This window comes from Acinetobacter sp. V102_4, assembly GCF_031799005.1.
GTDB lineage: Bacteria > Pseudomonadota > Gammaproteobacteria > Pseudomonadales > Moraxellaceae > Acinetobacter > Acinetobacter calcoaceticus.
Window position 1 is genome coordinate 235,756 of record NZ_JAVQNR010000053.1, and the last position, 24,245, is coordinate 260,000.

Sequence of the window (24,245 nt, forward strand, 5' to 3'; positions counted from 1 at the left end):
TCTATGGAATTAAACTAGATATGCTTTTTTTACATTCAAAGAATGATTTATAGGCAAATTCTTTACTCGCTTCAAATGTTCCTAATGTTTTTTCATAAGTAGACTTATCATAGGCTTTATTTATTAAATACATTTCATACTTTGTGTACTCAGGAGATCTATAAGGAGTCTGCTGATTTGACTGTAGCTGCATTGTTTTACTTACACCAGCTCGACGCGTTTTCATAATATTTTCAGCCATCTCAAAGACAGCTTTACACAATAAGTCTTTTTTTTCGATCTCACGTTTCTTTATCTCCATTTGAAATAGATCTTCTTTAGTTGGTACTACATTATTTGGTTTAAGATCACTAAAGGATTTATTAGTATTCCAGTTAATCCGACTAAGATCTGTATCATTCGGATTACTTAATCTATAGGTATCATTAATTGAAGTTAAATCTTCAGCATGTAATGTAGTACAAAACACCACAACCCCACATAAAAGTAATTTTTTCATATCATCAAGACCTTTAATTTCGAAATAGAATACTCATTTTTATAGAAATAACAAATAATAAAAATTATATAGACCAAGACCTGCACTTTTTATTTATGAGATACATTCATACATTTTAAATTTTATATAATGGTTTAGTTTAACTTTATTATCTTTATTAATTTACCACTTTAAATCGATAAACTTTTGAGTTTAATTAAAATATAAATTTATATTTTAATTTTTTATAATATTTTATTTAAATTGAATTGACCTGTTAAAAACTTATGATTATTATGGTCTCGCTGGCCTACATTGCCAGTCGGTTTTAGCAGACCGTAGATCCATGGCGGGTTATAGTTCCACTATAAGTCGTTAGACCCTTGCGTCCCTTTTCTTTGCGGTAGGACGGGAGGGGGACGCGCTTGCGCGTGCTGGTTCCTTGGATCCCAGTCTGCTAACCCCTTTTCGTTCTACCACCATAATCAATTGACGGTGATCTTTGGTGGTAGAGCTCCATAAATTCTAGGAGTTGACCATGACTTTTTTTATATTAATCCCCTATCCTCTCTCGTAATTTTATTTATTTAAAATTTAGGCTTTCTCTCACCTAAAATATTTTAAATTTATAAATAATTTTATTTTAAAATTTTAATCATTTTATTTTCCTGTATTACAGGCGGGTTAACTATTCCCTTTTTAAATGATTTTAATACTTTAAATATAAGCGGCTTATTTTTTATTAATAACTTAGTGAAAATTATCACGAGAATAATATGAAACTTTATAAACCTATTTTGGCTTTAAGCCTTTTAATAGGCGATTACGGTGTTTCTGGTTGCGACATTCACACTCAGCAGGATTTTGAAGAAATTTGTCTGTCTGGTGGGCACACCCAAGCCAGTTGCGACTGTATTTACCAACGGCTTGAACAAGTGTATTCGCATAAGCTCATGCAACGTCTAGAACATGTCAGTCTGCAAAGTCCTGCTCTCCCACAGGACTTTGCCCCTACTTTTTTTAACGTGATGCGGCGGTGCGATAAAGAAGATATGGGCTAAGCGTTTGGCTTAGCTCCCTTATCTCTGTGCCGCAATGGTGGATTACTTTAAATCAGCGCAAAAATTAAAGTTCTGTTGTGGCACGGGGGCCTTGGGGGGAAATGATTTCATTACTTCTTTTTCTAAAGATTAGTTCCTACCATTTGTCTTGAAATATCTATGTTAAGCAAAAAATTTAGTCTATTCTTTTTACATAGAAAAAATGCTCAAAAAATTAATCATTTGATTCTAAAAAAATTGCTCATCTAAAATTTAATATTTCAAAGCGAGCCATTCCTATGTCAATAGAAGATTTCTTTATAAAAGACTCTCCCTCTAAGAGATATCTTTTAATGAGCTTAGCCCTATTCATGTTAATAATGGCTTTAATTGCTTACTTTAAGGGAAAGTTGGGATTTGAATATGTATTTTCACTTACTGCAGGGTACGCCTTAATATTCTTTATTTTAAAAAATGCAGCATTACCACTTTTTCCCCCACTTACGGAAAAAAGTAGTGATGCAAACGCTATGGCTAGAACAACAATAGCAATTGTTTACATCCTTGCTTTCATAACTCTAACTATTTCTTATTTTTTATAATTTAATTACTCTTCGATTTTCTTGCTTCGCTCTACAGTAATATATTCATTAGGAATCACAATCTGCTTTTCAATATCTTTCACTTTGTAAGAGACTAAAGTGTTTTTGCCGATTCCTTGAAATGGAACTTCCATTCCCCTAAAAATAAAAATTTGGTTTTGGCTTAGTTCTTTAGTGGTAATTTTGGGTAATTCAATTAAGTTTGCATAAGGTTCTTTTATGTATAAAGTCGCTTTTTCTATTCTCACACCAGTTTTTTGCATAGTGTAATGTAAGAAAATTTTGCCAACATCTCCAATCAAAAACATGAAAATTAGTGGAGTCAGAATAAGAAAAAGAGCTGATTGTATAGAGTTTTTAATCCATATCTCTAATTGCTTTAACTTTGCTTCTGCAAATTTTTTTAGGTTTTCACTCGCTTTAGGATCATTAATTATATCTCCTAAATTTTCAAACTTTAAACGGTATTCTTTGACTCTCTTCTGATTAACGTAAAAAGCATAATAAAATAAAGAGATTAGACTTACAGTAATACCAATATAAGTATTAATTTTCCAATCTAGTAAAAATAAACCACGAATAATGTATAGAAGGTAAACAGATACTCCGAATGTGATAATACTAATCTTTGGAAATGGAAGTTTTTGTCCGATTCTTACATGAGATGGCAAATATCTATCAACCACACTTAAGATGAAATAAGTCACTGGCATTAAAGAGATACCAAAGAAAAATAGCATCATGCAAAATGCAGTATAGACAATAGAAAATGCTGCAAAAATCAGTAAAAAAATGAGTGTATCGCCAAAGCTAATTTCCGATGGGATATAGCTGATCGTCAAAAGATAAGCGACTAAGCACAGCACCCCTATTGCCACTATCGCTTTAGTCGTTGTCAGCGCTACTTCATGCCACTGCCCCAGATTATTTAAATATCTCGTTATCAAGTCGTTCATTTGATCTAACCAAATCTTATAAATTATTTAAGAATCGATGATTACCCTTTTATTAAACAGCTCCCCAGCGGAGTAATCATGTTTTGAAATTTCCCCCAATAAAAAACCTGAAATTCACATTTCAGGTTTCTCTATTTCAATAGAAAATTAGATTGCTAGAGTTCATTTCCATTAAAATCAAATCGTAACTAGCTCAGCAATTTTTTCTGCAATGACAGCCATTGAGTCCTCAGAAGTGTCCAAGCCACTTCTAGAGGCAAGCATAGGGCTGACATTACGGAGTGCTTCATAAGTTGTATTGTGCACGATTGGAATTAATTGGTTACCAGCTAAAAGTGTCGAAAGCTCTTTGTCTGCAACGCTTTCTTTAGGAAGGCGAGCTAAAAGTGCTGGAGTCACTAAAACAAGCCCTATTCTAGAATTTGCTAACCCCTTATCAATGGCACGCATCATTGGTACACCAAGCCCCAAATCCTTCTCACTGAACCAAACTTTAACACCAGATGCTACAAGTAACTGATGCAGGTCCTTGGCTGCACCCTGACGATCATCCCATGCATGGCAGAGGAAAACGTCACGTAGGTCTGGCTGTTCTACTGCTCGTATCTCAATAGTTTGGCGAATTGGCGTAAGTGACATTATTTGAGCAGACGTGTACGAAATAGATGAACCAGCTCTTGCCCAACGTGGCTTTGAACTACTGCTTGATCTACTAGAACTTCCACTATTGCCGTAGCTACTGCCTGTGTAACTACTCCCACTATTACTTGATGAATAGCTTGAACCATAGCCACTATAGCGATAACTACTGCGATTACGGCATGCAGGACAAGCAGCGGCAGCAGCAGCTGAGCTATGTCCGCGGACAGGGGCTGTACATCTAGCCATGTTGTAATTCTCCCATTTGTAATTTTCCTATCAAGTAGAGATGTAATCAGACTAATGTGCTCTTATTGAAACTAAAAGACACATCGAGTATATAAGCACAATAAAATTCTAATATAGCTATTTTACTGATTTATATTTAAAAATTTACAAACCAACAAGTTTTCTTAATTTTTTACCAGTTACAGGCGAGCCTAGAAGCCTGACAAATATCCTTTCCAATCCTTCAGAATCCCCCGCAGATAATTCGTCACCATCAACCTTAATTGTACAAGGATAGCCTTGCGTACCAAATTCAATTACAGTTAGTCGTTCTGAAATTGACTTATCACTCACCAAGACAGCCTTCAAAATTTTATCAGCAGGTTTGTCTGTTCCACTATTTACTTTATTATGTTCTGCAATTGCTATTGTTTTTAAAAATACCCCTAAACCCTCGTAAGGAGATGCTAACTCTAGTGTAACTTTACCTTTAGAAAAACTTTCTACTTCATGTTTAACTTGATCAACCATGCTTAATATTTCTTTAATATTTTTTTCTTTATCCAAGGAGGCTTCTATTCCAGACTCAATAGCCGTTAAAAATTTTGTCATGGTAATTTCCTTGTTAAAATTGCACTTATTGGTAAGTGATCTGATACATTAGGGCTTAATCCATTTTTACAATCTGTCATTAATAAATCAATATCAATGATTTTGACATGCTCATCTTTTAATTCCCAATCTCCAACTAAAAAACCATGGGAGAATAAAACTTGATCTATCGTGTACCAACGATTAAATGCCCCTGATGGATAATAATAAGTCCCCTCTTTCATCACTCCTGAACTGTTTTGAATAGATGATAGAAATTTCCAGCATGGGTTATATAACACTCGTGCTGCAGCTTTATTTAGCACTAATTCTTTTTCTCGAGACGACTGTAAATGATGAACTAGAGCATCATGATAAGGTTCCACATTATAGTCTCCCATCATTATAACCTTTCTTCCCAAGGCTAGCTCTGCTTCAACATCAATCCTCAACCTCTCTGCTATTGATGTTAATTTTAGATATACATCATTCCTCTTACTCGGCCAATGCGAAAGATAAATAATAGCAACATCTCCTAGACTTAGCTGGAAAGTATATTTTTGACCATATTTAAAAGTTCTAGTTGAAGAGTACATTTCAAAATTTTTAACATCTGTATTTCCATGCCTTATTAGTGTGTTTGTTTTTTTATAATAAATACATGTATCAAAATAAACTCTTCCGGATTTTTCAACTCCCTTAGCACAATAATACCCAAGTGATTGGGGAGAAATTTCCATATCAAAAAAATCTAGGTCGCTTTGGCTAACTTCACCCAAGCAAATAAATTCATATCCAATATTCATAAATTTTTCTAATACTAGCGCTACTAATTTTTTTTTATCATTATTAGCAACCCCTCTTTTAGAACTAATAGGAGGAGATAGGCTGGTATTCCACCACAATATAGGATACAAATAATCGTTCATTTAACGTTAAATATTATCATAATAATAGATTGATAATTAATTATAGAGCTAAAAATACAGAAAACCAGTTCTCTTAACCACATGAAGCTAAAAATAATTCTAATACTTAATTCGATGAATCTATAGTTTTTAGTATCTCTATCGAATCTAGCTCTAATCTATAAAAGTAAACTATAAACTCAAAATATATCTAATCACACATTTCCACTTTATCCATAAAATATAAGTAAAAATGTTTAACTAAAGCACATTTTTAAAATCCTAATTATATAAATCCAAGAATAAATGAGAAATAGCAAAAATTATAATAAACTCTAGCCTGTCAAAATTCTGTCAATAAAAAAGCCACTTATGATAAGTGGCTTAATTATATAGAGAATTTTGGTGGAGATGGCGGGAGTTGAACCCGCGTCCGCCAGCATTACGCTCGAGAATACTACATGCTTAGATATCGTCTATTGTTTTAACACCTTGTGACCCGACGAACAGGGTACAAGTTGCGATCCTCTAAGTTTGGTATAAAGCCCCGAGGCTTGACTCTATACGGACTTGTGTGCGTGCGCTACGGTCGGGTTCCTAAACCACAAGTATTCTAGGAAGCGGACAAACTGCCCTTAGGCAGCTAGAGCGTAAGTTTCGTCGTTTGCGACTAAAATATGCAAATTTGATTTACGAGAGAAAATGCGCTCTCGGCATGCATCTATGAGTTTCATCACCAGCGTCGAAGCCAATAACATCCCCATGTATGTATGAGCATCATAGCATAACTAAAATAAAATACTGTGCATTTTATCAACAGTCCGCTACTGATGAACATATTTACATAATTGAGTGTCTTTTGTTTTTTTCAAGGGCCACATAAAAAAGCTGCCAAACATGACAGCTTTTTTTTAAGTTAGGTCTATAAAGCACCATTTCCTAGCACAATACCTTCACGGCGTGGGTCTACCCCACCAGCGTATTTGCTTTGATTATTAATGTTTACTTTCATAATCGTTGAAATACCACTGGTTTGCGCAGTGTTGGCAACACCGTGCCCTTTTGCTTTTAAGCCTTCAATCAAATCAAGCAAAGAAAGCTGCACATTCGAGCTATCAACATTGGTGTTTTTACTATTGGTCGCACCAAAGTTTACAAGCGAGGTGGCTTGCTGTGCATTTAAGTTCCAGTCCAGCGCCCCTACCAAAGTTTTAACCACATATTGAATGATTGTGCCACCACCTGGTGAACCTGTTGCCATATAAAACTCATCTGGCGTGGTGCCTTTAAACACTAAAGTTGGCGCCATGGTACTACGTGGGCGTTTGCCCCCTTCTACACGGTTGGCAACCAGTGCCCCAGTGCTATCAAGCGGGTTAGCGCTAAAGTCAGTTAACTGATTTGACAGCAAGAAACCATCCACCATGTGGAATGAACCCATGCTCGATTCAACCGTCGATGTCATTGAAACCACATTGCCATAGGCATCTACAATCGTGAACTGAGTGGTTCCGTGTTCAACAGTGGTGTCAACACCCGAAGCTGGGTTGAAATTACCCGCTGGCGCAACGCCCATACTTTGGTTCGGGTTAATCAGTGCTGCACGTTGTTTTAAGTAATTTTTATCAATAAAGCTTGCAATACCCTGTGCTGGTAAAGCAACAAAGTCAGTATCTGCCACATATTTGTCACGGTCGGCGTAGGCCAAACGTTCTGCCTCAGACACTAAATGCACGCCCATCACATCTGGCACACCGCCTTCGTTTTCAGGGTTCTTAGGTGGATAGAGCGACATATCAAAGTTTTCTAAAATACCTAGCGTTTGCGCAACCGCAATCCCTCCTGAAGATGGAGGTGGCATAGTGCAAACATAGTAACGATCACGGTAAGTGGTACAAATTGGGTCGCGTTTTTTAACCTGATAGTTCGATAAATCCTGCAAGGTCATCAAGCTTGGAGTAATTGGAGTCCGTGCTGGGTCATCCCCTAACGTCTGTGCTGCTTTCGCTACAATCGCTTGAGCAATTGGTCCCGTGTGCAACGCATTTGCGCCTTGCGTGGCAAGTGCTTCTAGGGTTTTTGCATAGGCTTTATTGGTCATGGTTTCACCCACTTTACGAGGTGAACCATCTGGGTAGAAATAGGTTACCATTGCATTTGCATCAAGCGCTAAGCTGTTTGCATTGTTTGCAATTGCATCTGCTAAACGCCCCGGAATACGGAAACCATTGTCAGCCAAACCAATTGCTTCACCAAAAAGCTGGTTCCACTTAAGCTTGCCATGTTCCTGTTGTGCTTGTTCAAGCAAACGCATCACACCCGGCACACCAATCGAGCGACCACTACGGCGCGCACTTGGTACAGGTGCAGGTGAATTTGGGTCATATATATCTTGGCGAATTAAATAATATTCATTGGCTGCGGCTGGTGCGGTTTCACGACCATCATAAGCCGTGACTTTTTTGGTTTTGGCATCGTAATACATCATAAAACCACTACCAGCAATCGTGCTCGACTGTGGTTCGACCAAACCCAGCACCGCTTGTACGGCAATGGCTGCATCGACTGCACTACCTCCTGCTCTTAAAACATCACAGCCCGCTTTTACCGCAAGTGGGTGTTTGCCACCACCATATATTTATCTGCGTATTTAACCGTGTTACCAAGCCTATAACCCGATGCACCTTCAGGCGCGGCTGGGTCACCATTTTGATTTGAACCGACCACCACGCTTGAACCGTCTTGTGCCAGCTTGCTACAACTGGTGGGATCATTATCAACAATTAAATTGGGCGGGGTTGTATTTGAATCATCCTTGGGCTGGTCTGATGAAGAGTCATCTCCACATCCTTGTAATAAACCGACTGCTAATAAACTACTGAACAAAAATGAATATCTTTTATTCACGTGATAACTCCAATATATACGCCTGCCTATCCATGCAATTGCCATGCAAGCTTCTTTGTTTTCAGGTATTAAGTTTTTTTAATCTTTGATAAAAATAAGGTTTTATAATATTGAATATTTAAGGGCGTTTTATCCTATGCCCCGTCTTATGCCTCCTTGCTTGATATCACACTCTTTTATAACTGATTTGCCCGATTCTGGCATGCTTTATTTCGCTAAATACAGGCAAAATCTGCCATTTGCAGATGCAGTTTATTTTTTAGTGGACCTAAAAAAAGCACCTCCGAAGAGATGCTTTTTTATGTCTAGTGAGAAGGCATTCCGCCGACGTCCCCTTTGGGTTTTGGACACAGCCAAATGACCAACCCCGCAAAGACAAATACCATCGCAAACAGTAAAAACACATGGTTTGCCGACATGGTAATGGCTTCTTTATCAACGAGGTTTGAAATGATGCCTAAAGTCGAGTCAGCCGTAAAACCATTTTGCAAAAGGTTATTTTGAACTTCGGCAGTATTTAGGTTTGACACCATTTCACTACGCGCAACTTTGGCGTGGTCGTCCCACACCGTGACTGCAATTGAAGCACCAATTGCCCCTGCCATGGTTCTTAAAAAGTTCATGAGGCCCGCAGCAGATGCAATTTCTTGCTGCAACACCGAACCGAGAGCAATGTTCGACAGTGGAATAAAGAAGAACGGTACGGCAAAGCCTTGCAGGATTTGTGGCCACGCCAGTGCCATAAAGTCGGCATCTGTGGTCCAAAATGCCCGCATTAAGGTCACAGCACCCAGCAAAATCAGGCCAAAACTCGCAAGTGCTCGTGGGTCATGTTTGGTCGAAAGCTTCGCCACAATCGGTGACATAGTCAAACTACCAAAGCCCATGGTTGCGGTTAAATAGCCGGCCCATGTGGCGGTATAGGAAAGGTTCATTTGCAGCCACTGCGGAATCAGTACAATACTGCCGAAGAACGCCCCAAAGCCCAGCGACAGCGCCAGTACCGAAATTGCAAAGCCCCTATGCCTGAATACCTTCACATCCACGACGGGGTGCTTATCGGTCAGCTCCCATATGAGGAACACCACAAAGCCAATGACGGCGGTTAAAGCGAGTACCACAATGCTGGTGCTGTTAAACCAATCGCGTTCATGCCCTAAGTCGAGCATGAGCTGTAGCGCACCAATCCACAGTATTAACAAACCTAAACCGACCGTATCGATTCTTAAAGAAATCGTTTCTGTTTCGGCTGGTTTGAGCAAACGGATTGCCGCTAAAACACAAATAATGCCGACCGGAATGTTAATAAAGAAAATCCAGTGCCAAGACAGGTTGTCACTAATCAGACCACCCAAAATTGGTCCTAAAATTGGTCCAACGACTGTGGTCATTGCCCAGAGGCCCATCGCCTGTGCATGCTTTTCTTTAGGGAAAATACGCATGAGCAAGGTTTGGCTGAGCGGCATAAGTGGGCCACCGCATAGACCTTGTCCAATACGGAAAAACACCAGCATTCCTAATGAGTTTGCTAGGCCGCACAAGAAAGAAAAAATGGTAAAACCAATCAGGCCAAAAATAAAGACTCGGACGGTTCCAAAGCGGCCCGCAAGCCAACCCGTTAAGGGTACACAAATCGCCTCTGCAACTGCATAGGAGGTAACAACCCATGTCCCTTGTGTACTGGAAACAGCAAGGTTACCGGTAATGTGCGGTACAGATACGTTGGCAATGGTCGTATCGAGTACGACCATAAAGTTCGACAAGGCAATAACAAACGCTGCCAGTAATAAACGGCCACCGCTCAGCTCGGCAAAAGGTGTTTGCGTTTTCATAAGCGTTTACTTCGCAGATAAGTCGACTTTTGCTTCCATCGACAAGCCAACACGCAATGGGTGTTCAGCAAGTTCTTTCGGGTCAAGTGCAATACGTACTGGTAAGCGTTGAACCACTTTAATCCAGTTACCTGTTGCATTTTGAGCCGGAATTAAGGCAAAGGCAGAGCCTGTACCACCAGAGAAGCCCATCACTTTGCCGTGATATTCAACATCATCACCATATAAATCTGAAGTAAGTGTGACGATTTGACCCGGACGGACTTTTTTCAACTGACTTTCTTTAAAGTTCGCATCTACATATAAATCGTTGAGCGGCACAATCATCATCATGCTGGTACCGGGTGCAACACGTTGGCCAACTTGAATATTACGACGCGTCACCACACCATCAACTGGTGCACGGATTACGGTACGTTCCAAATCAAGCTGAGCTTGTTCAACATGTGCTTGTGCAACTTGTACATCGGGTGTTGAAGTCTCGCTTACACCCTGAATTAAAGCTTCATTCGCTGCAAAAGTGCTTTCGGCAGCTTTACGGCTTGAAGATGCTTGCGCTAAACCTGCTTTTGCAAGCTCTAGCCCTGCTTTGGCTGTTTCAACTGCACTTTGTGATTTAGTGAGTTCTTCTTTAGACACTGCACCAGACGCGGCAAGTTGCGCACGGCGATTCAGCTCTAAAGCAGCTCTGTCGTAGTCGGCCTGTGCTTGAGCAACTTGAGCTTTGGCACTGGTAATTTCGTCGGCACGTACCACAACTTGAGAGTTTAAAGAGCTACTGTTTGCCGCAGTTTGTTTGTATTGGCGTTTTGCTTTTGCGAGTTCTGCCTCAGCTTGAGCCAGTGCAATTTTGGCATCACGATCATCAATACGAACCAGCACGTCACCACGATGTACTGTTTGGGTATCTTTTACCACAACCTGAGCGACCTGCCCGCTTACCATTGAAGTGATTTGAGCCGTTTCTGCACCGACATAGGCATTATCCGTACTCACGGAGTTGTTTAAAAATAATGCCCAGATTGCATATAAAATAGCGGCGATCAATAAAATCAGCGCAAAAAAACCAAGAAATTTTTTGCGCTTGTTTTGATTGTTGTCATCCGAGGCAGATGTTGTTGGCACTGTTTCTTGTACATTGCTTTGTGCATCAGTCATGGTATGTTCCTAAAGATGGGTTGGCTTTGCCATCAATCTCGCACTACACCTTGTTATAGAGTTTTTATTTTTCTATAAACAAGACATACCGCATTGTCAAAGGAGCTAATTTTAACGCTAAAACCTCATGATATGAGAATAAAAAATTATAACTAATGCGTTCGTTCTAATTAAATTAATGTTTATCTCAAAGTTTTTGTGAAAATTCCTGCTTTTCAAACACTAAAAAAAGCGCACTTGGCGCTTTTTAACTACTTAAATGAGCAATTTAATAGGCGTATGAAGCAATACCCGCAGCAATTGCTTTGCCTTCATCATTGACCATGGTCATGCGCATGGTGCAGCCTTTACGACCTAAACGCAGAACTTCGGCACGGGCAATAAAGTATTTACCACGCCCCGGCGCCAAATAATCTACACGCATATCGACTGTTGCCAAGCGCGATACTTGCTTAATGGTCTCGGTTAGAGTTTCCGGCGTTGAACGACGATATAAGTGTTCCATTGCCACAATACCGCCAATGCTATCGAGCAAGGTTGCAGCAACTCCACCATGCAAAATCTGAAATGCCAGATTGCCAATCAGGTCGGGTTGCATCTCGATATAGCCTTCAATCTGCCCGTCCACCACACGCATAATCATTCCACTATGCTTAAAAAAAGGAGAGCTATTAAACGCCTTACATAATTGCTTAAGAACTACATTCAGGTCAGTTTTTGCACCTAAATGAATGCTCCCAGTCCAATTTTTCTTTTCATCACTCATACGTTGCCTAAATTTAAAAGCATGATAAACACCCATAATTTTGTACAAATCCAGCATTATGGGGCTACAATACAGCAGTCGGTTGACAGTAATGGAATATCCGCCAACCTCTCCTAGTGTAATACCGAACATCGAGATTGTTATGACTTATACGTTCAATCGTCCTGCATTTCCAGCCACTCGCATGCGCCGTATTCGTAAAAATGACCAGTTGCGTGCGATGGTCAGCGAAACACAGCTCACTACCAATCACTTGATTTATCCAGTATTTGTATTACCGGGACAAAATCAGACCCAAGATATTCCAAGTATGCCAAACATTCAGCGTTTGTCGGCAGATTTATTACTGAAAAAAGCTGAAAGACTTCTGGAATTAGGCGTATCAAAACTGGCTCTTTTTCCAGTTACGCCTCAAGAAGATAAAAGCCTGACCGCAGAAGCTGCATGGCATGAAGATGGTTTAGTCCAAACCACGTGCCGTTTACTTAAAAAAGAATTACCAGAAATGGTGTTAATTACTGATGGCGCACTCGACCCATACACCACACATGGTCAAGACGGCATTATTGATGACACTGGTTATGTGCTGAATGACGAGACTGTAGAATGCTTGATTAAACAAGCGTTGAGTCATGCTGAAGCAGGTGCTGATGTGGTTGCACCAAGTGACATGATGGATGGCCGTATTGGTGCTATTCGTCAAGCTTTAGAAGCCAATGGTCACATCTATACCAACATCATGGCCTACTCTGCGAAATATGCATCTAGCTTCTATGGTCCGTTCCGTGATGCTGTTGGCTCTGCATCCAACCTAAAAGGTGGTAATAAATATAACTACCAGATGGACTTTGCCAACCGTGCCGAAGCTTTACATGAAATCGCACTTGATATTCAAGAAGGTGCCGACATGGTGATTGTAAAACCGGGCATGCCATATCTGGATGTGGTACGTGAAGTGAAAGATACCTTTGGTGTTCCGACATTCATTTACCAAGTGAGTGGCGAATACGCGATGTTAGCTGGCGCAATTCAAAATGGCTGGTTATCAGAATCAGTGATTTTAGAATCACTCATGTGCTGCCGCCGTGCTGGTGCAGATGGAATCTGGACTTACTTTGCAGAAACTGCTGCCGAAAAACTCAAGGAAATGAACTAAGTTCGCAGAGAAAGGATAACACTGCATGCATATTGCAATCATTGGCGCGGGCATTAGTGGATTGATGTCTGCGCTGGAGTTGGTTGAACAAGGCTGTACCATCAGCATTTTTGATCAACAACAAGCGGGACAAGCAGCCTCTTGGGCTGGCGGAGGCATTCTCTCTCCGATGTACCCTTGGCGCTATGTGCATGCAGTGAACCAACTCGCTCAATTTGGTAAAGCCTCTTATCAAGCATGGAACCAAAAACTCTCCCCTGTTACAGGGATTGATTTTGAAATTCATGACACAGGCATGCTAATTTTTGATGAAGAAGATTTTGACGTCGGACTTTCCTACGCCGAGCAGCATCAAGAACCGATGCAACGCTGTGAATATTTACAGCGAGATGCGCTAGAGCAAGTCAATCCGCATATTTCCGATCAGTTTCAACAAGCCATCTATTTCCCTGAACTGTCTAATATTCGCAATCCACGCGTTTTACAGTCGCTGATTAGCTATTTAAAACAACATCCAAATGTTGAGTTTTTCGAACACGCTGCTGTTAAAAAACTGATTCAACAAGGTGATGTGATACAGGCGCTACAAACTGAAGATGGTCGCAAATATACAGCAGATCATTTTGTAATAACTTCGGGCGCTTGGAGCCATTACTGGAACTCACAATTACAACTCGAAATTCCAGTCGAACCTGTTCAAGGTCAAATGTTGTTATTTAAAACCCCTGCTCACTGGCTACCGACCATGTGTATGAATCGAGTGATGTATTTGATTCCACGTATGGACGGTCATATTGTGTGTGGTTCGAGCATGGCACATCGTGGTTTCGACACGTCTACCGATGAAACAACCCAACACAATATTTTAGAAGCGTGTTTAGAAATGGTGCCTGAACTGGCAGATTTTCCAATTGTACATCGCTGGGCAGGACTCAGACCAAGTTCACCAAATGGTGTTCCGTACATTGGCAAAATGCCTGAAATGGACAACCTCTGGGCAAACTTTGGTCATTTTAGAAATGGTTTATGCATGGGCGCAGGATCAGCACAATTGCTCCGTCAGCTTATGCTAGAACAACCAACGTTAGTTGATGCCAAAGCATATTCACCAGAGCGGTTGCAAAATAAAATCTTAGCCTGACGCGAGTATATTCTCTAAAGCCATTTTTAACTGAGGATATGCAAACTCAAATCCTTCAGCTTGTAAGGCAGCAGGTTTAACGTATTGCCCATTTAAGATCAATTGCGATTGCTCCCCTAACAAACAGCGGAAAACCGTGCTTGGCGCTGACAACAGTGGTTTCTTATTTAAAACCTGTGCAGCTTGCTCAACAAATACCTTTTGAGTCACATTTTCTGGTGCCACGATATTGTGAATTTGGGCAGATTGAGGATGCTTAAATATAAACTCGATTGCGTTTAACACGTCTTTAATGTGTACCCAAACCACAGGCTGACGACCGTGACCAATTTGACCGACTAAATTGAGTCGAATTGGAAGCAACATTTTAGGCAAGATGCCACCGCCCTGCCCAAACACTACACCTAAACGAATAATTTTAGTATTTTGCTGAGGATCTGCTAAAGCTGCATGTTCCCACTCTTGGCAAAGCTCGGACATAAAAATAGGCTGTGGCGAGCTTTGTTCTATGCATACCACTGCCCACTTTTCTTGATCATCTATACCGTAATAACCAATCGCAGAACCAGACACAATCACTTCTGGGAAAATTTCAGACTGCTTGAGCCATGCATACAGTTTTCGGGTCGTGTTTACTCGGCTTTCAATCAATTGTTTTTTACGTGACTCGGTCCAACGTTTTTCGCCAATATTTGCACCCGCCAAATTCACGACATAGTCAATTTGACGTGTTGAAATATCTTCAAATTTTTGTACCCACTGTAAAGCAGGATGGTCAGATTCCTTCCCAGCCTGCCGTGTCACAGCAATCACGTTATAATTTTTTTGTAGTAGGAACTTAATTAAATGAGTTCCTATAAAGCCACTAGCACCAGTGATTAATACATTCTTATTCATATTTCCTCCAAAACTGAGGACACAAGTTTTAGTTAATTATATAAGAATCATTTATATTTAATCGTAGCGGTTTCTGTAGTGATCTATTACACATTAAACATTTTGCTTGCCATTCGCTGTGCCTGTTTCCCATAAAACCAGTAGGTAATCAAATAAAGCGGGATCGCTAACATTAAAAGCATAATGAGCATAATGCTTAAAAACTGAGGCTGTTTGAGGTAAAGCATAAAGTTCTGCAAAATCTCTGGGTCTTTTCTTGCAAATAAAAACAGGCCGAATAAAACACCACACAAGTTATAGCCCCAAAAAATCAGGGTAAAACCTAAAGTAAATTTCTTTTTTTCTTGTACAGTTGGTGCACGGCGCTCCTTCTTTAAAAATTTAAACAGGACAAAAATCATTGCGCCTAAATATGGAACGGCTGTTAAAATACCACCTACACTCGCTGGTAATAGTGCTGCAACCACACCTACAATTAAGGTGAGTCCTATGCATAAAGCAAAAAACCAGAGAAAGTAAGAGCGTAATTTGGTCATCTTTTTGCCTAATTTATGGGTTCAAAAAATAATTATAAATTTTTTTCGATTTTTTTTCATTTTTCTGTCAACCAATCCGAATCTCTTGACGTTATATAGGGTAATAAGGTCGCAGCAACCGAATACTTCCTTTGCACGGCATCCGCAAAATTGTATCGGTGACCTTTCATTACGACTCTTTTCTTCCTTCAGATTAGGTTTTGTTAGCAGCCGAAACCCTTGATGAAGTTTTTGACCGACGATTCTCTCATCACTCGAATCGTCGGTTTTTATTTTCTGGCACCTTCATTTATTTTACGCTCAACATACACAATAGTTCTTTCTCGGCTATAAACGCTATGCGTATACTTTTCACACCATAAAAATATGATTTAAATAATATGAACACGATTGCCTATTTTGAAATCCAGTCTTCCAATCCTGCCCGAGACGCGCAGTTTTATCATGCTGTGTTTGGCTGGCAATTTAAACTCGATGAAAGCTTACCAATTGAATATTACCGTATAGAAACACCATCAATCATGGGTGGTCTCTTAAAACGTCCCGCTCAAACGCCTCCAATGGAATATGGCACCAATGCATTTACTTGTTCGGTTCAAGTCGAAAACTTTGATGAAATTGCTGCAAAAATTTTAGCGCAAGGTGGCATTGTGGCTATGGATAAATTCGCCATTCCTGGTCGTGCTTGGCATGGTTACTTTGTCGATTTAGACCATAATGTTTTTGGTATTTTCCAAGTCGATGAAAATGCTGCTTAAAGATCTTATTTAACCAATTTATTCGTTTTTAATTGATAGCCACCGCATTTTTATCGGTGGCTATTTACTATTTATTCTTCGGCAAAGCTAAAACTGGCTTCACATGTAATTGGGAAATTCACCGAATTGGCAATCATACATTCGTGATGCGCTTCTCCATGCAATTTTGCAGCAAGCTCTTGGTCAGCACCTTTTTCTAAAATAACTTCTGGTCTTAAAGTAATTTGAGTAAAGTGACCGCGTTTAACTGGATCTGCATCTTCCATAAATCCAAGTGCATGGTCAACATAACTCAGCACATGAATATGATTGACTGCACACAGGTGTAAATACCAAAGCTTATGACAAGCTGAGGCAGAAGCAACCAATAAATCTTCTGGGTTCCATCTGGTCACATCGCCTAAATAGGCAGGGTCTGATGAACCTTGAATAGTGGCTTTTTGTGGATGTTGAATACTAAAGTCTCTTTTATATGAACGATAAGAAGAAGTGCCAGTTCCTGTATTGCCTTCCCACTGTATTTTTACTTCGTATTCATGAATGGTCATTTTATTCTCAAGATTCATTATTTGAACTGATAGTAACAAAGCAAAGTTTAAAGTGACAAAATTAATTCAGATTTCAGCGTAGGCTTAAATATCGAGCACTTTAAAATGTCTTGATAAAATCTCCTGCCAATTTATGCTAACGTATCTGTGTTTACTTTGGCTTGATGTCTGTTTCTATGTCCGTACATTTTCTACATACTTCTGACTGGCATTTGGGGCAGTTTTTTTATAATCATTCACGTCACTACGAACACCAACAATTTTTAAGTTGGTTACTCACTCAAATTCAAGAAAAACAACCGCATGCCCTGCTCATTGCCGGCGATATTTTTGATGTGATTAATCCTGGTTCACAAGCACAAAAACAACTCTATCAATTTTTAGCAGATGCACATCGCCTTGCACCGCACATGCAAACGCTTATGATTGCCGGTAATCATGACTCAGGCTACCGTATTGAACAGGTCGAACCGCTATTAGAAAAATACAATGCAAAAACCGTGGGCGTGGTTCGTTGGAACGAAGATAAAACCCTAGATCTCGATCGTCTGCTTTTACCTATTTATAATCAAAATCAAGAAATTGTGGCGTGGTGCCTTGCCCTACCTTTTTTACGTTCGGCAGAAATTACGGGCTTTAATGAACATACCACCAATAGCAAAAATGCAATTGCCTATTTGCATGAACAACTCATTGCTGAAGCTAAACGTCGTAAAACACCAGAGCAAGCGCTTATTTTAATGTCGCATGCTCATATGCAAGGTGGAGAAACATCCGACTCTGAACGCCCAATTATTATTGGTAATGAAGAGGCACTTTCAACGACTTTATTTGAAGATGCAATTGATTACGTGGCTTTAGGGCATTTGCATAAACCACAAAAAGTAGGTCAACCGCACATTCGTTATAGCGGCTCACCTATTCCACTTTCTTTTAGTGAAATTAACTATAAGCACCAAGTGGTTGAAGTCAAAATTGACCCTGCTCAAGAGACAGACAACCGTTTGCAGTTTGAAGCTGTTGAAATTCCGCGTTGTATCCAATTACATCGCATTCGTGGTGAGTTAAACGAAGTGCTGCAACAACTCAAAGCTTTGCCACACGGCGTGATTGAAAATATTGACCACCGTGAATATGTCGATATTGAATATTATAGTTTAACGCCACCACAGCCTAATTTACGTCAACAGTTTGAAACCGCATTGCCACCTGACCGCTATCGTTTAGTGCGTATTTCACGTCAATATGTGAGCCAAGATGCTTCGGACACAGATACCTCTCAGCACATTGCACTTGAACCACCAACACCAGAAAAACTCTTTCAAAATATTTGGGAAAAACAAGGTTACAGTGCCGATGATGCCGTCTTAAAAGATTTTCTGAGTCTGGTACAAGAAGCACAAAAAAATCTTGAAAATGATGCAACCCCTTAAGGACATGTCATGAAAATTTTATCTATTCGTATAAAAAATCTGGCATCTCTTTCTGATGAGCACTTTATTGATTTTGAAAGCGCACCTCTAGCTCACGCAGGCTTAATTGCCATTGTGGGTAAAACTGGTGCAGGTAAGTCAACCATTTTAGATGCCATGTGCCTTGCTCTTTTTAATCGCGTTCCTCGCCTTAAAGACAGCGATGGTAAATTAAAAGATGTTGATGGTTCAGAGTTACTCACCAATTCACCTTTAACTGTATTACGCCGTGGCACAGGACATGGTTTTGCTGAACTGTGCTTTATTGCACAAGATCAAAAACGCTATTTAGCACGCTGGGAAATTAAACGTGCACGTGAAAATCCGAATGGTAAATTACAAAGCGTGCAACGCCACTTAAAATGCCTGACCGATGGCGTGGTACTTGCCGATAAAGCCAAAGCAGTTGATGAAAAAGTTAAACAAATTACCCAGCTTTCATTTGAACAATTTACCCGTGCTGTTTTACTTGCCCAGTCAGAAGTCACGGCGTTTTTAAAAGCACGAGATAGTGAACGCGGTGAACTACTTGAGTACCTGACAAACTCCAGCATTTTCTCCAAAATTGGTGAACTGGCTTTTCGTAAAACGGCTGATATTGCCAAACAGCGTAAACAGCTTGAAGAGTTTTTAGGTCATATTGAGATTTTATCTGATGAAGAAATCGCAGCATTTACCGAACAATATCAACAAGCTCAAGAGAACTATCAAAAATTAGAACAACAAAAAAATGTGTTGGATAAACAACAACAATGGTTTGAACGCAAAGCCAAACTTGAGCTTGAAGTTCAAACTAAACAGCAACAGTTTCAAAACCAGCAAAACCAGCATCAGCAACTTGCGGGTGAACGTGAGCAATTAAAACGACTCGAAGTTTTCTCTGAAATACGCCCACAGGTCTTTCAGCAGACGCAAAATTTACAAACCTTGCAACAACTTGAGCCGCAAATTCAGCAAGCTCAAATTAAGTTTAATAATTTGGTGCAAATTTTTGAAACTGAACAAAAACAATATCAATCAGCAGAGCAAGAGCTCAAACAAACGCTCGATTTTGAGCAACAGCATCAACCTGCTTTAAATCAGGTTCGACAGTCCATTCAAGAGCGAACATTTATTGCAGATGAATATAAAAAGTGCAAAGAAAAAAGAAATGTTCTAGAGCAGAAACTCAACCCGTTGCAACAACAGCAAAACACGGTTCAACAACAGATTGAGCAGCTTCAACAAAATCAAATCCATCTGCAACAACAGCTTACTCAGACTGGGCAATATGCTGTATTAGATAAAGGCCTTTCAGCCCATTTACATCAACTCGGGCAATTTATTCAAAACTACGAAGCGATTGAACAACAGCTTGGAAACCCTACTCTAGCTCATCAAAAACTATCGGAAGCTAAAAGTGAACTTGAACAGCTGACGGCTTCGGTGGGGACAGTTGAACAGATTGAGGTAAAACTTGAGCAACAGCGTAAAGCTAAAGAACAAAAGCTTGTTCAAATTACTCAGCTAGACCTCATTCAACAAAAAATTAAAATTTATCATGAGCTATATGCTGAGCTTCAGCAATTCACCGAAAAACATAGCCAAACCTCAGCTCAAGAACAGCAGCTCAAAACCGTTTGCCAGTTAGCTGAGCAAGACTACCAAACAGCAAAAACAGCGCGTGAAAAGTTACAGCACATCTTGCAACAGCAACGCTTATTACATACTGAAAATATTGAACAGTTAAGAGCCAATCTTAAAGAAGGCGAAGCTTGTTTAGTCTGTGGCAGCACGCATCACCCCTACCGCATCGATGACAGCACAGTTTCCAAGGCCCTGTTCGATTTACAGCAGCAACAAGAACAGCAAGCATTAATCCTAGAGCAAACTAAATTTAACGCGTGGCAAAGCCAACAGCATGCTCTCACCCAGTGTCGTGCCGAGCTCGAACAAGTTCAAAAATATTTATCTCAACTTAAAGCAAAACAAGCAAATTTACAGCAAGATCTTGTTCAGAAATTAAGTCTCAACCAATTACAAATTGATCTTGCTCAACCTCCAGAACAAACCTTACAAACTCTTAGCGAGCTTAGACAAGCAGCTCAAATTGCAATAAGTTCATTTGACTCAGAAAACTTGCGTTTAACCCAAGCGATTAAGCAGCAGAACCAGTTACTTCAACATGTTCAGCGTAGTGAAAGCTTGTTCAATACGGCACAGCAATGGCAACAACAAGTTCAGCATATTGTTCAGTGCTTATCTGAGTCCGAGCAGCACGCATGGCAGCAGTCAATTAGCCAAACGGCTAAACAAACTTGGTCTATTCTTGATGCACGTGCTAAACAACTTGAACAACAAGAACAGCTTGCTCAGCGTTTTGAACAGCAACAACAAGAACTAAAAATGTTAGCTGCCAACCTTGAGCAAATGACCAAACAAATTAATGAGATCGATCAAAATCTCAAAGAGATTACGCTCAAGGGGCAACAAAATAATGAAAGAGCGGTATCGCTCATTCAGCAAATGACAGGCCTTTCTGACCTTAAGCCTCATGATTGGTTAATTGAGCATGATGCCAAACGTCAGCATCAACAAACGGCTTATCATGCGTCTAAACAACGTTTTGAACAGACCAGACAGCACTTCGAGCAACAAAAACAGGCGCTAGATCAGCTCAAGCATCAACACCAACACACCGAGCAACAGCAACAACAGATTAATGCGCAAATTCAAAACTGGTTAAGCGAGCATTCTGATTTTCAGGCGCAGGACTTTACGGCGCTCATACAGATTAATTCAGCACAAGAACAAGATATCCGTAACCGCCTTAATCAGGCAGAACGTCTACTCAGTGAAGCTTCATCTGCCCTTAAGACTATGCAAGAGCAATTGTCCGATCACTTACAAACTCAACCAGATATTGAGTTTGAAAAGCTCCTGAACCTGATTCAAGACAATATTGCAGAGCTTAAAGCTCAACTGGAAGTTCGTGATCAGCTCAAACTTAAGTTAGAGCTACACCAGCAAAACCTTGCGAAACAGCAACAATACGCCCAGCAAATTCAAAATATTCAGCAAGAAGAACATCGCTGGAGCAAAATTTCAGGTCTGATTGGTGATGCCAAAGGCAAAGAGTTCCGTGACTATGCCCAGCAATATCATCTGGATATTTTAGTGGAACATGCCAACCAGCAACTGGCGATGCTTTCTCAACGCTATACGTTAAAACGCCTTGACCAATCTTTAAGTCTCGCCATTATCGACCACGATATGGACGGAGAAATGCGTTCGGTTTCGTCTTTATCTGGCGGTGAATCCTTCTTGACAGCCCTCGCCTTGTCTTTAGCTATTGCCAATATGGCTTCAGGTTCAATGAAAATTGAATCTCTGTTTATTGATGAAGGTTTTGGAACCTTAGATGCATCTTCATTGCATATGGTGATGAATGCTTTAGATCAATTACAAAATCAGGGTCGTCAGGTTGTTCTCATCTCACACATTCAAGAAATGCATGAACGTATTCCTGTACAAATTCAAGTGAAACCACTTGGTGCTGGCGCAAGTACTATCGAGGTCATTGGTTAAAACTAAAAAGCCCCGACATCCTGTCGGGGCTTTTTTAGAATCTGCGTTGGTATAACTCCTGTCGTACCTGTATGCATCCATTCATCACTGTTTATTGTTATTCTTAGAAACATCCTGTCTCCTGATGAATTCATAATAAGTGAAAACCACGTCCCGCCATAGCCGCAAAAGGACGCAATGAACGTACGAAATAGCGTACATCATCCTTTTTGCGAATAGTCTCTAGCACCAAATAAAGCAGTTCCCACACGGACCATGGTTGAACCTGCAGCAATTGCAGCCTCTAAATCACCTGACATTCCCATGCTTAAAGTATCCCAGTCTTGAGGGTGAGCATGTTTTTCTTTCACCTCATCAAACAAAAGCTTAGCATCTGCAAAAGCAGCAGTATTGTCTGGCGCTGGAATCACCATCAAACCGCGTAGTCTGATTTTGGGTAATTGGCTAATTTGAGCAATTAACTCGGCAACCTCATCTGGTGCACAACCATCTTTACTATCTTGCCCGTCAATATTCACTTGCAAACAAATATTTAAGTCAGATTGATCTTGAAGCCTTTGATTAGATAATCGTTCAGCAATAATTAAACGATCTACACCGTGTACCCAATCAAACTTTTCAGCCAAATTTTTAGTCTTGTTTCGCTGAACATGACCAATAAAGTGCCATTCAATTTCTAAATCTTGTAAAGCTTCAATTTTTTCCAAAGCTTCCTGTAAATAGTTTTCGCCAAATGCTCTTTGCCCTGCTGCATACATTTCACGCAAACTTTCACTTGGATGTGTTTTTGATACGGCTAAAAGTTGCACAGTTTCAGGCGCACGCTGAGCATGTTCACAGGCACGTCGGATTTGCTGTAATACGTGCTGTCGCGCATCTTGCAGGTAATTCATTGACAAGGTTCTCATTTTCAAAAAACTTTTTTGCTTTTCACCTAAAGCGAGGTGTTGGTAAGCCTCAGTGAAAGCCGTATATTATTCTACAAAATAATGACATATTTTGATTTACTTGGGGAAATTATGGATATTACAGAGCTACTCGCTTTCTCTGTGAAAAATGGCGCGTCCGATTTACACTTATCTGCTGGCATGCCACCAATGATTCGCGTTGATGGTGAAGTCCGTCGCATTAACTTACCAGCTCTAGATCATAAAGATGTTCACCGTCTGGTCTATGACATCATGAATGATAAACAGCGCCGTGACTATGAAGAAAAGCTCGAAACAGACTTTTCTTTTGAAGTGCCAAATGTTGCGCGTTTTCGTGTCAATGCATTTAACCAAAACCGCGGTGCCGGTGCAGTGTTTCGTACCATTCCATCAAAAGTACTCACCATGGAAGATTTAGGCTTAGGGCAAATCTTTAAAGATATTTGTGATTACCCACGTGGCATTGTGTTAGTTACAGGACCAACAGGTTCTGGTAAATCAACCACCCTTGCAGCGATGATGGACTATATTAACGAAAATCGTTATGACCATATTTTAACGGTTGAAGACCCAATCGAATTTGTACACCAGTCGAAGAAATGTTTGATTAACCAACGCGAAGTGCATCGTGATACGCATGGCTTTAATGAAGCACTACGCTCAGCACTGCGTGAAGACCCCGATATTATTTTAGTCGGTGAGATGCGTGACCTTGAAACCATTCGTTTAGCACTTACTGCTGCTGAAACTGGTCACTTGGTTTTTGGTACGCTCCATACGACTTCTGCTGCAAAAACCATTGACCGTGTGATTGACGTATTCCCTGCCGAAGAAAAAGACATGGTTCGTGCCATGTTGTCAGAATCTTTACAGGCTGTTATTTCCCAAACCCTCCTTAAAAAGAATGGTGGCGGACGTGTCGCAGCACATGAAATCATGATTGGTATTCCTGCCATTCGTAACTTAATTCGTGAAAATAAAGTCGCCCAAATGTATTCATCAATTCAGACTGGTGCAAACCATGGCATGACAACACTCGACCAAAGCTTAAAAGGTTTGGTATCTCGTGGTGTGATTAGCCCACAAACTGCACGTACTGCTGCAAAACAGCCTGAATCATTCCTATAAAAATAATT

Annotated in this window: 20 protein-coding genes, 1 other RNA gene and 1 pseudogene; 8 read left to right on the top strand and 14 right to left on the bottom strand. The window is 40.2% G+C overall.

Annotation, left to right across the window (positions count from 1 at the left end; genetic code table 11):
- Position 1 precedes the first annotated feature (1 nt).
- The gene (locus RMB13_RS21510; protein ID WP_311086324.1) at positions 2 to 499 is read right to left on the bottom strand and encodes a hypothetical protein; all 498 of its coding nucleotides are present in this window, start codon (positions 497 to 499) and stop codon (positions 2 to 4) included.
- A 755-nt stretch (positions 500 to 1,254) separates the two neighbouring features.
- Here RMB13_RS21510 and RMB13_RS21515 point away from each other — a divergent pair.
- Both RMB13_RS21515 and RMB13_RS21520 read left to right on the top strand, forming a co-directional pair.
- Positions 1,255 to 1,539, top strand: a complete 285-nt coding sequence (locus RMB13_RS21515) for a hypothetical protein (protein ID WP_108011879.1) — start codon at positions 1,255 to 1,257, stop codon at positions 1,537 to 1,539.
- A gap of 278 nt (positions 1,540 to 1,817) precedes the next feature.
- Positions 1,818 to 2,120 carry a hypothetical protein gene (locus RMB13_RS21520; RefSeq protein ID WP_311086325.1) on the top strand — a complete coding sequence of 101 codons (303 nt, stop codon included), beginning with the start codon at positions 1,818 to 1,820 and terminating at the stop codon, positions 2,118 to 2,120.
- 5 nt (positions 2,121 to 2,125) lie between these two features.
- On the opposite strand, the gene RMB13_RS21525 is transcribed toward RMB13_RS21520, so the two are convergent.
- From RMB13_RS21525 to RMB13_RS21565, 9 genes and pseudogenes are all read right to left on the bottom strand, one after another.
- A complete protein-coding gene (locus tag RMB13_RS21525) occupies positions 2,126 to 3,076 on the bottom strand; it encodes a hypothetical protein (protein ID WP_311086326.1) in 951 nt (316 codons plus the stop codon).
- Positions 3,077 to 3,253: 177 nt separating this feature from the next.
- Positions 3,254 to 3,964: a toll/interleukin-1 receptor domain-containing protein gene (locus RMB13_RS21530; protein ID WP_199111781.1), complete on the bottom strand. Its 711-nt coding sequence runs from the start codon at positions 3,962 to 3,964 to the stop codon at positions 3,254 to 3,256.
- 144 nt (positions 3,965 to 4,108) lie between these two features.
- The gene (locus tag RMB13_RS21535; protein ID WP_311086327.1) at positions 4,109 to 4,555 is read right to left on the bottom strand and encodes a hypothetical protein; all 447 of its coding nucleotides are present in this window, start codon (positions 4,553 to 4,555) and stop codon (positions 4,109 to 4,111) included.
- Positions 4,552 to 5,439 (bottom strand): endonuclease/exonuclease/phosphatase family protein, encoded by an 888-nt coding sequence (locus RMB13_RS21540; protein WP_227616437.1) that lies wholly within the window; start codon positions 5,437 to 5,439, stop codon positions 4,552 to 4,554. The genes RMB13_RS21535 and RMB13_RS21540 overlap by 4 nt, the downstream gene beginning before the upstream one ends.
- Before the next feature lie 406 nt (positions 5,440 to 5,845).
- Positions 5,846 to 6,204, bottom strand: a transfer-messenger RNA (tmRNA) gene (ssrA, locus tag RMB13_RS21545).
- Between the two features lie 160 nt (positions 6,205 to 6,364).
- Positions 6,365 to 8,349 (bottom strand): annotated as a pseudogene (ggt, locus tag RMB13_RS21550) (gamma-glutamyltransferase).
- Positions 8,350 to 8,654: 305 nt separating this feature from the next.
- Positions 8,655 to 10,181, bottom strand: coding sequence for a DHA2 family efflux MFS transporter permease subunit (locus RMB13_RS21555; protein WP_004641676.1), 1,527 nt, complete (start codon positions 10,179 to 10,181; stop codon positions 8,655 to 8,657).
- Positions 10,182 to 10,187: 6 nt separating this feature from the next.
- Positions 10,188 to 11,339, bottom strand: a complete 1,152-nt coding sequence (locus RMB13_RS21560; RefSeq protein ID WP_132071987.1) for an EmrA/EmrK family multidrug efflux transporter periplasmic adaptor subunit — start codon at positions 11,337 to 11,339, stop codon at positions 10,188 to 10,190.
- Positions 11,340 to 11,607: 268 nt separating this feature from the next.
- Positions 11,608 to 12,105, bottom strand: a complete 498-nt coding sequence (locus RMB13_RS21565; RefSeq protein ID WP_004641674.1) for a thioesterase family protein — start codon at positions 12,103 to 12,105, stop codon at positions 11,608 to 11,610.
- A 142-nt stretch (positions 12,106 to 12,247) separates the two neighbouring features.
- Here RMB13_RS21565 and hemB point away from each other — a divergent pair, with 142 nt between their 5' ends.
- Both hemB and RMB13_RS21575 read left to right on the top strand, forming a co-directional pair.
- A complete protein-coding gene (gene hemB / locus RMB13_RS21570) occupies positions 12,248 to 13,261 on the top strand; it encodes a porphobilinogen synthase (RefSeq protein ID WP_004641673.1) in 1,014 nt (337 codons plus the stop codon).
- Between the two features lie 25 nt (positions 13,262 to 13,286).
- On the top strand, positions 13,287 to 14,402 hold the full coding sequence (locus RMB13_RS21575; protein WP_311086328.1) for an FAD-dependent oxidoreductase: 1,116 nt from the start codon (positions 13,287 to 13,289) through the stop codon (positions 14,400 to 14,402).
- Here RMB13_RS21575 and RMB13_RS21580 read toward each other — a convergent pair.
- The gene (locus tag RMB13_RS21580) at positions 14,394 to 15,299 is read right to left on the bottom strand and encodes a TIGR01777 family oxidoreductase (RefSeq protein ID WP_311086329.1); all 906 of its coding nucleotides are present in this window, start codon (positions 15,297 to 15,299) and stop codon (positions 14,394 to 14,396) included. The genes RMB13_RS21575 and RMB13_RS21580 overlap by 9 nt on opposite strands.
- 86 nt (positions 15,300 to 15,385) lie before the next feature.
- Positions 15,386 to 15,835, bottom strand: a complete 450-nt coding sequence (locus tag RMB13_RS21585) for an ABZJ_00895 family protein (RefSeq protein ID WP_004641670.1) — start codon at positions 15,833 to 15,835, stop codon at positions 15,386 to 15,388.
- A gap of 380 nt (positions 15,836 to 16,215) precedes the next feature.
- Here RMB13_RS21585 and RMB13_RS21590 point away from each other — a divergent pair, with 380 nt between their 5' ends.
- Positions 16,216 to 16,593 (top strand): VOC family protein, encoded by a 378-nt coding sequence (locus tag RMB13_RS21590; RefSeq protein WP_017391773.1) that lies wholly within the window; start codon positions 16,216 to 16,218, stop codon positions 16,591 to 16,593.
- A gap of 71 nt (positions 16,594 to 16,664) precedes the next feature.
- Here RMB13_RS21590 and RMB13_RS21595 read toward each other — a convergent pair whose 3' ends face one another.
- Positions 16,665 to 17,141 (bottom strand): OsmC family protein, encoded by a 477-nt coding sequence (locus RMB13_RS21595; protein WP_311086330.1) that lies wholly within the window; start codon positions 17,139 to 17,141, stop codon positions 16,665 to 16,667.
- Positions 17,142 to 17,305: 164 nt separating this feature from the next.
- Here RMB13_RS21595 and RMB13_RS21600 point away from each other — a divergent pair, with 164 nt between their 5' ends.
- A complete protein-coding gene (locus RMB13_RS21600; RefSeq protein ID WP_311086331.1) occupies positions 17,306 to 18,574 on the top strand; it encodes an exonuclease SbcCD subunit D C-terminal domain-containing protein in 1,269 nt (422 codons plus the stop codon).
- Between the two features lie 9 nt (positions 18,575 to 18,583).
- The gene (locus tag RMB13_RS21605; RefSeq protein ID WP_311086332.1) at positions 18,584 to 22,180 is read left to right on the top strand and encodes an AAA family ATPase; all 3,597 of its coding nucleotides are present in this window, start codon (positions 18,584 to 18,586) and stop codon (positions 22,178 to 22,180) included.
- Between the two features lie 200 nt (positions 22,181 to 22,380).
- Here RMB13_RS21605 and RMB13_RS21610 read toward each other — a convergent pair whose 3' ends face one another.
- Positions 22,381 to 23,073, bottom strand: coding sequence for a YggS family pyridoxal phosphate-dependent enzyme (locus RMB13_RS21610; RefSeq protein WP_311086333.1), 693 nt, complete (start codon positions 23,071 to 23,073; stop codon positions 22,381 to 22,383).
- Positions 23,074 to 23,199: 126 nt separating this feature from the next.
- On the opposite strand from RMB13_RS21610, the gene RMB13_RS21615 reads away from it, so the two are divergent.
- Positions 23,200 to 24,237 (top strand): type IV pilus twitching motility protein PilT, encoded by a 1,038-nt coding sequence (locus RMB13_RS21615; RefSeq protein ID WP_003653239.1) that lies wholly within the window; start codon positions 23,200 to 23,202, stop codon positions 24,235 to 24,237.
- The last annotated feature ends 8 nt before the right edge of the window (positions 24,238 to 24,245 follow it).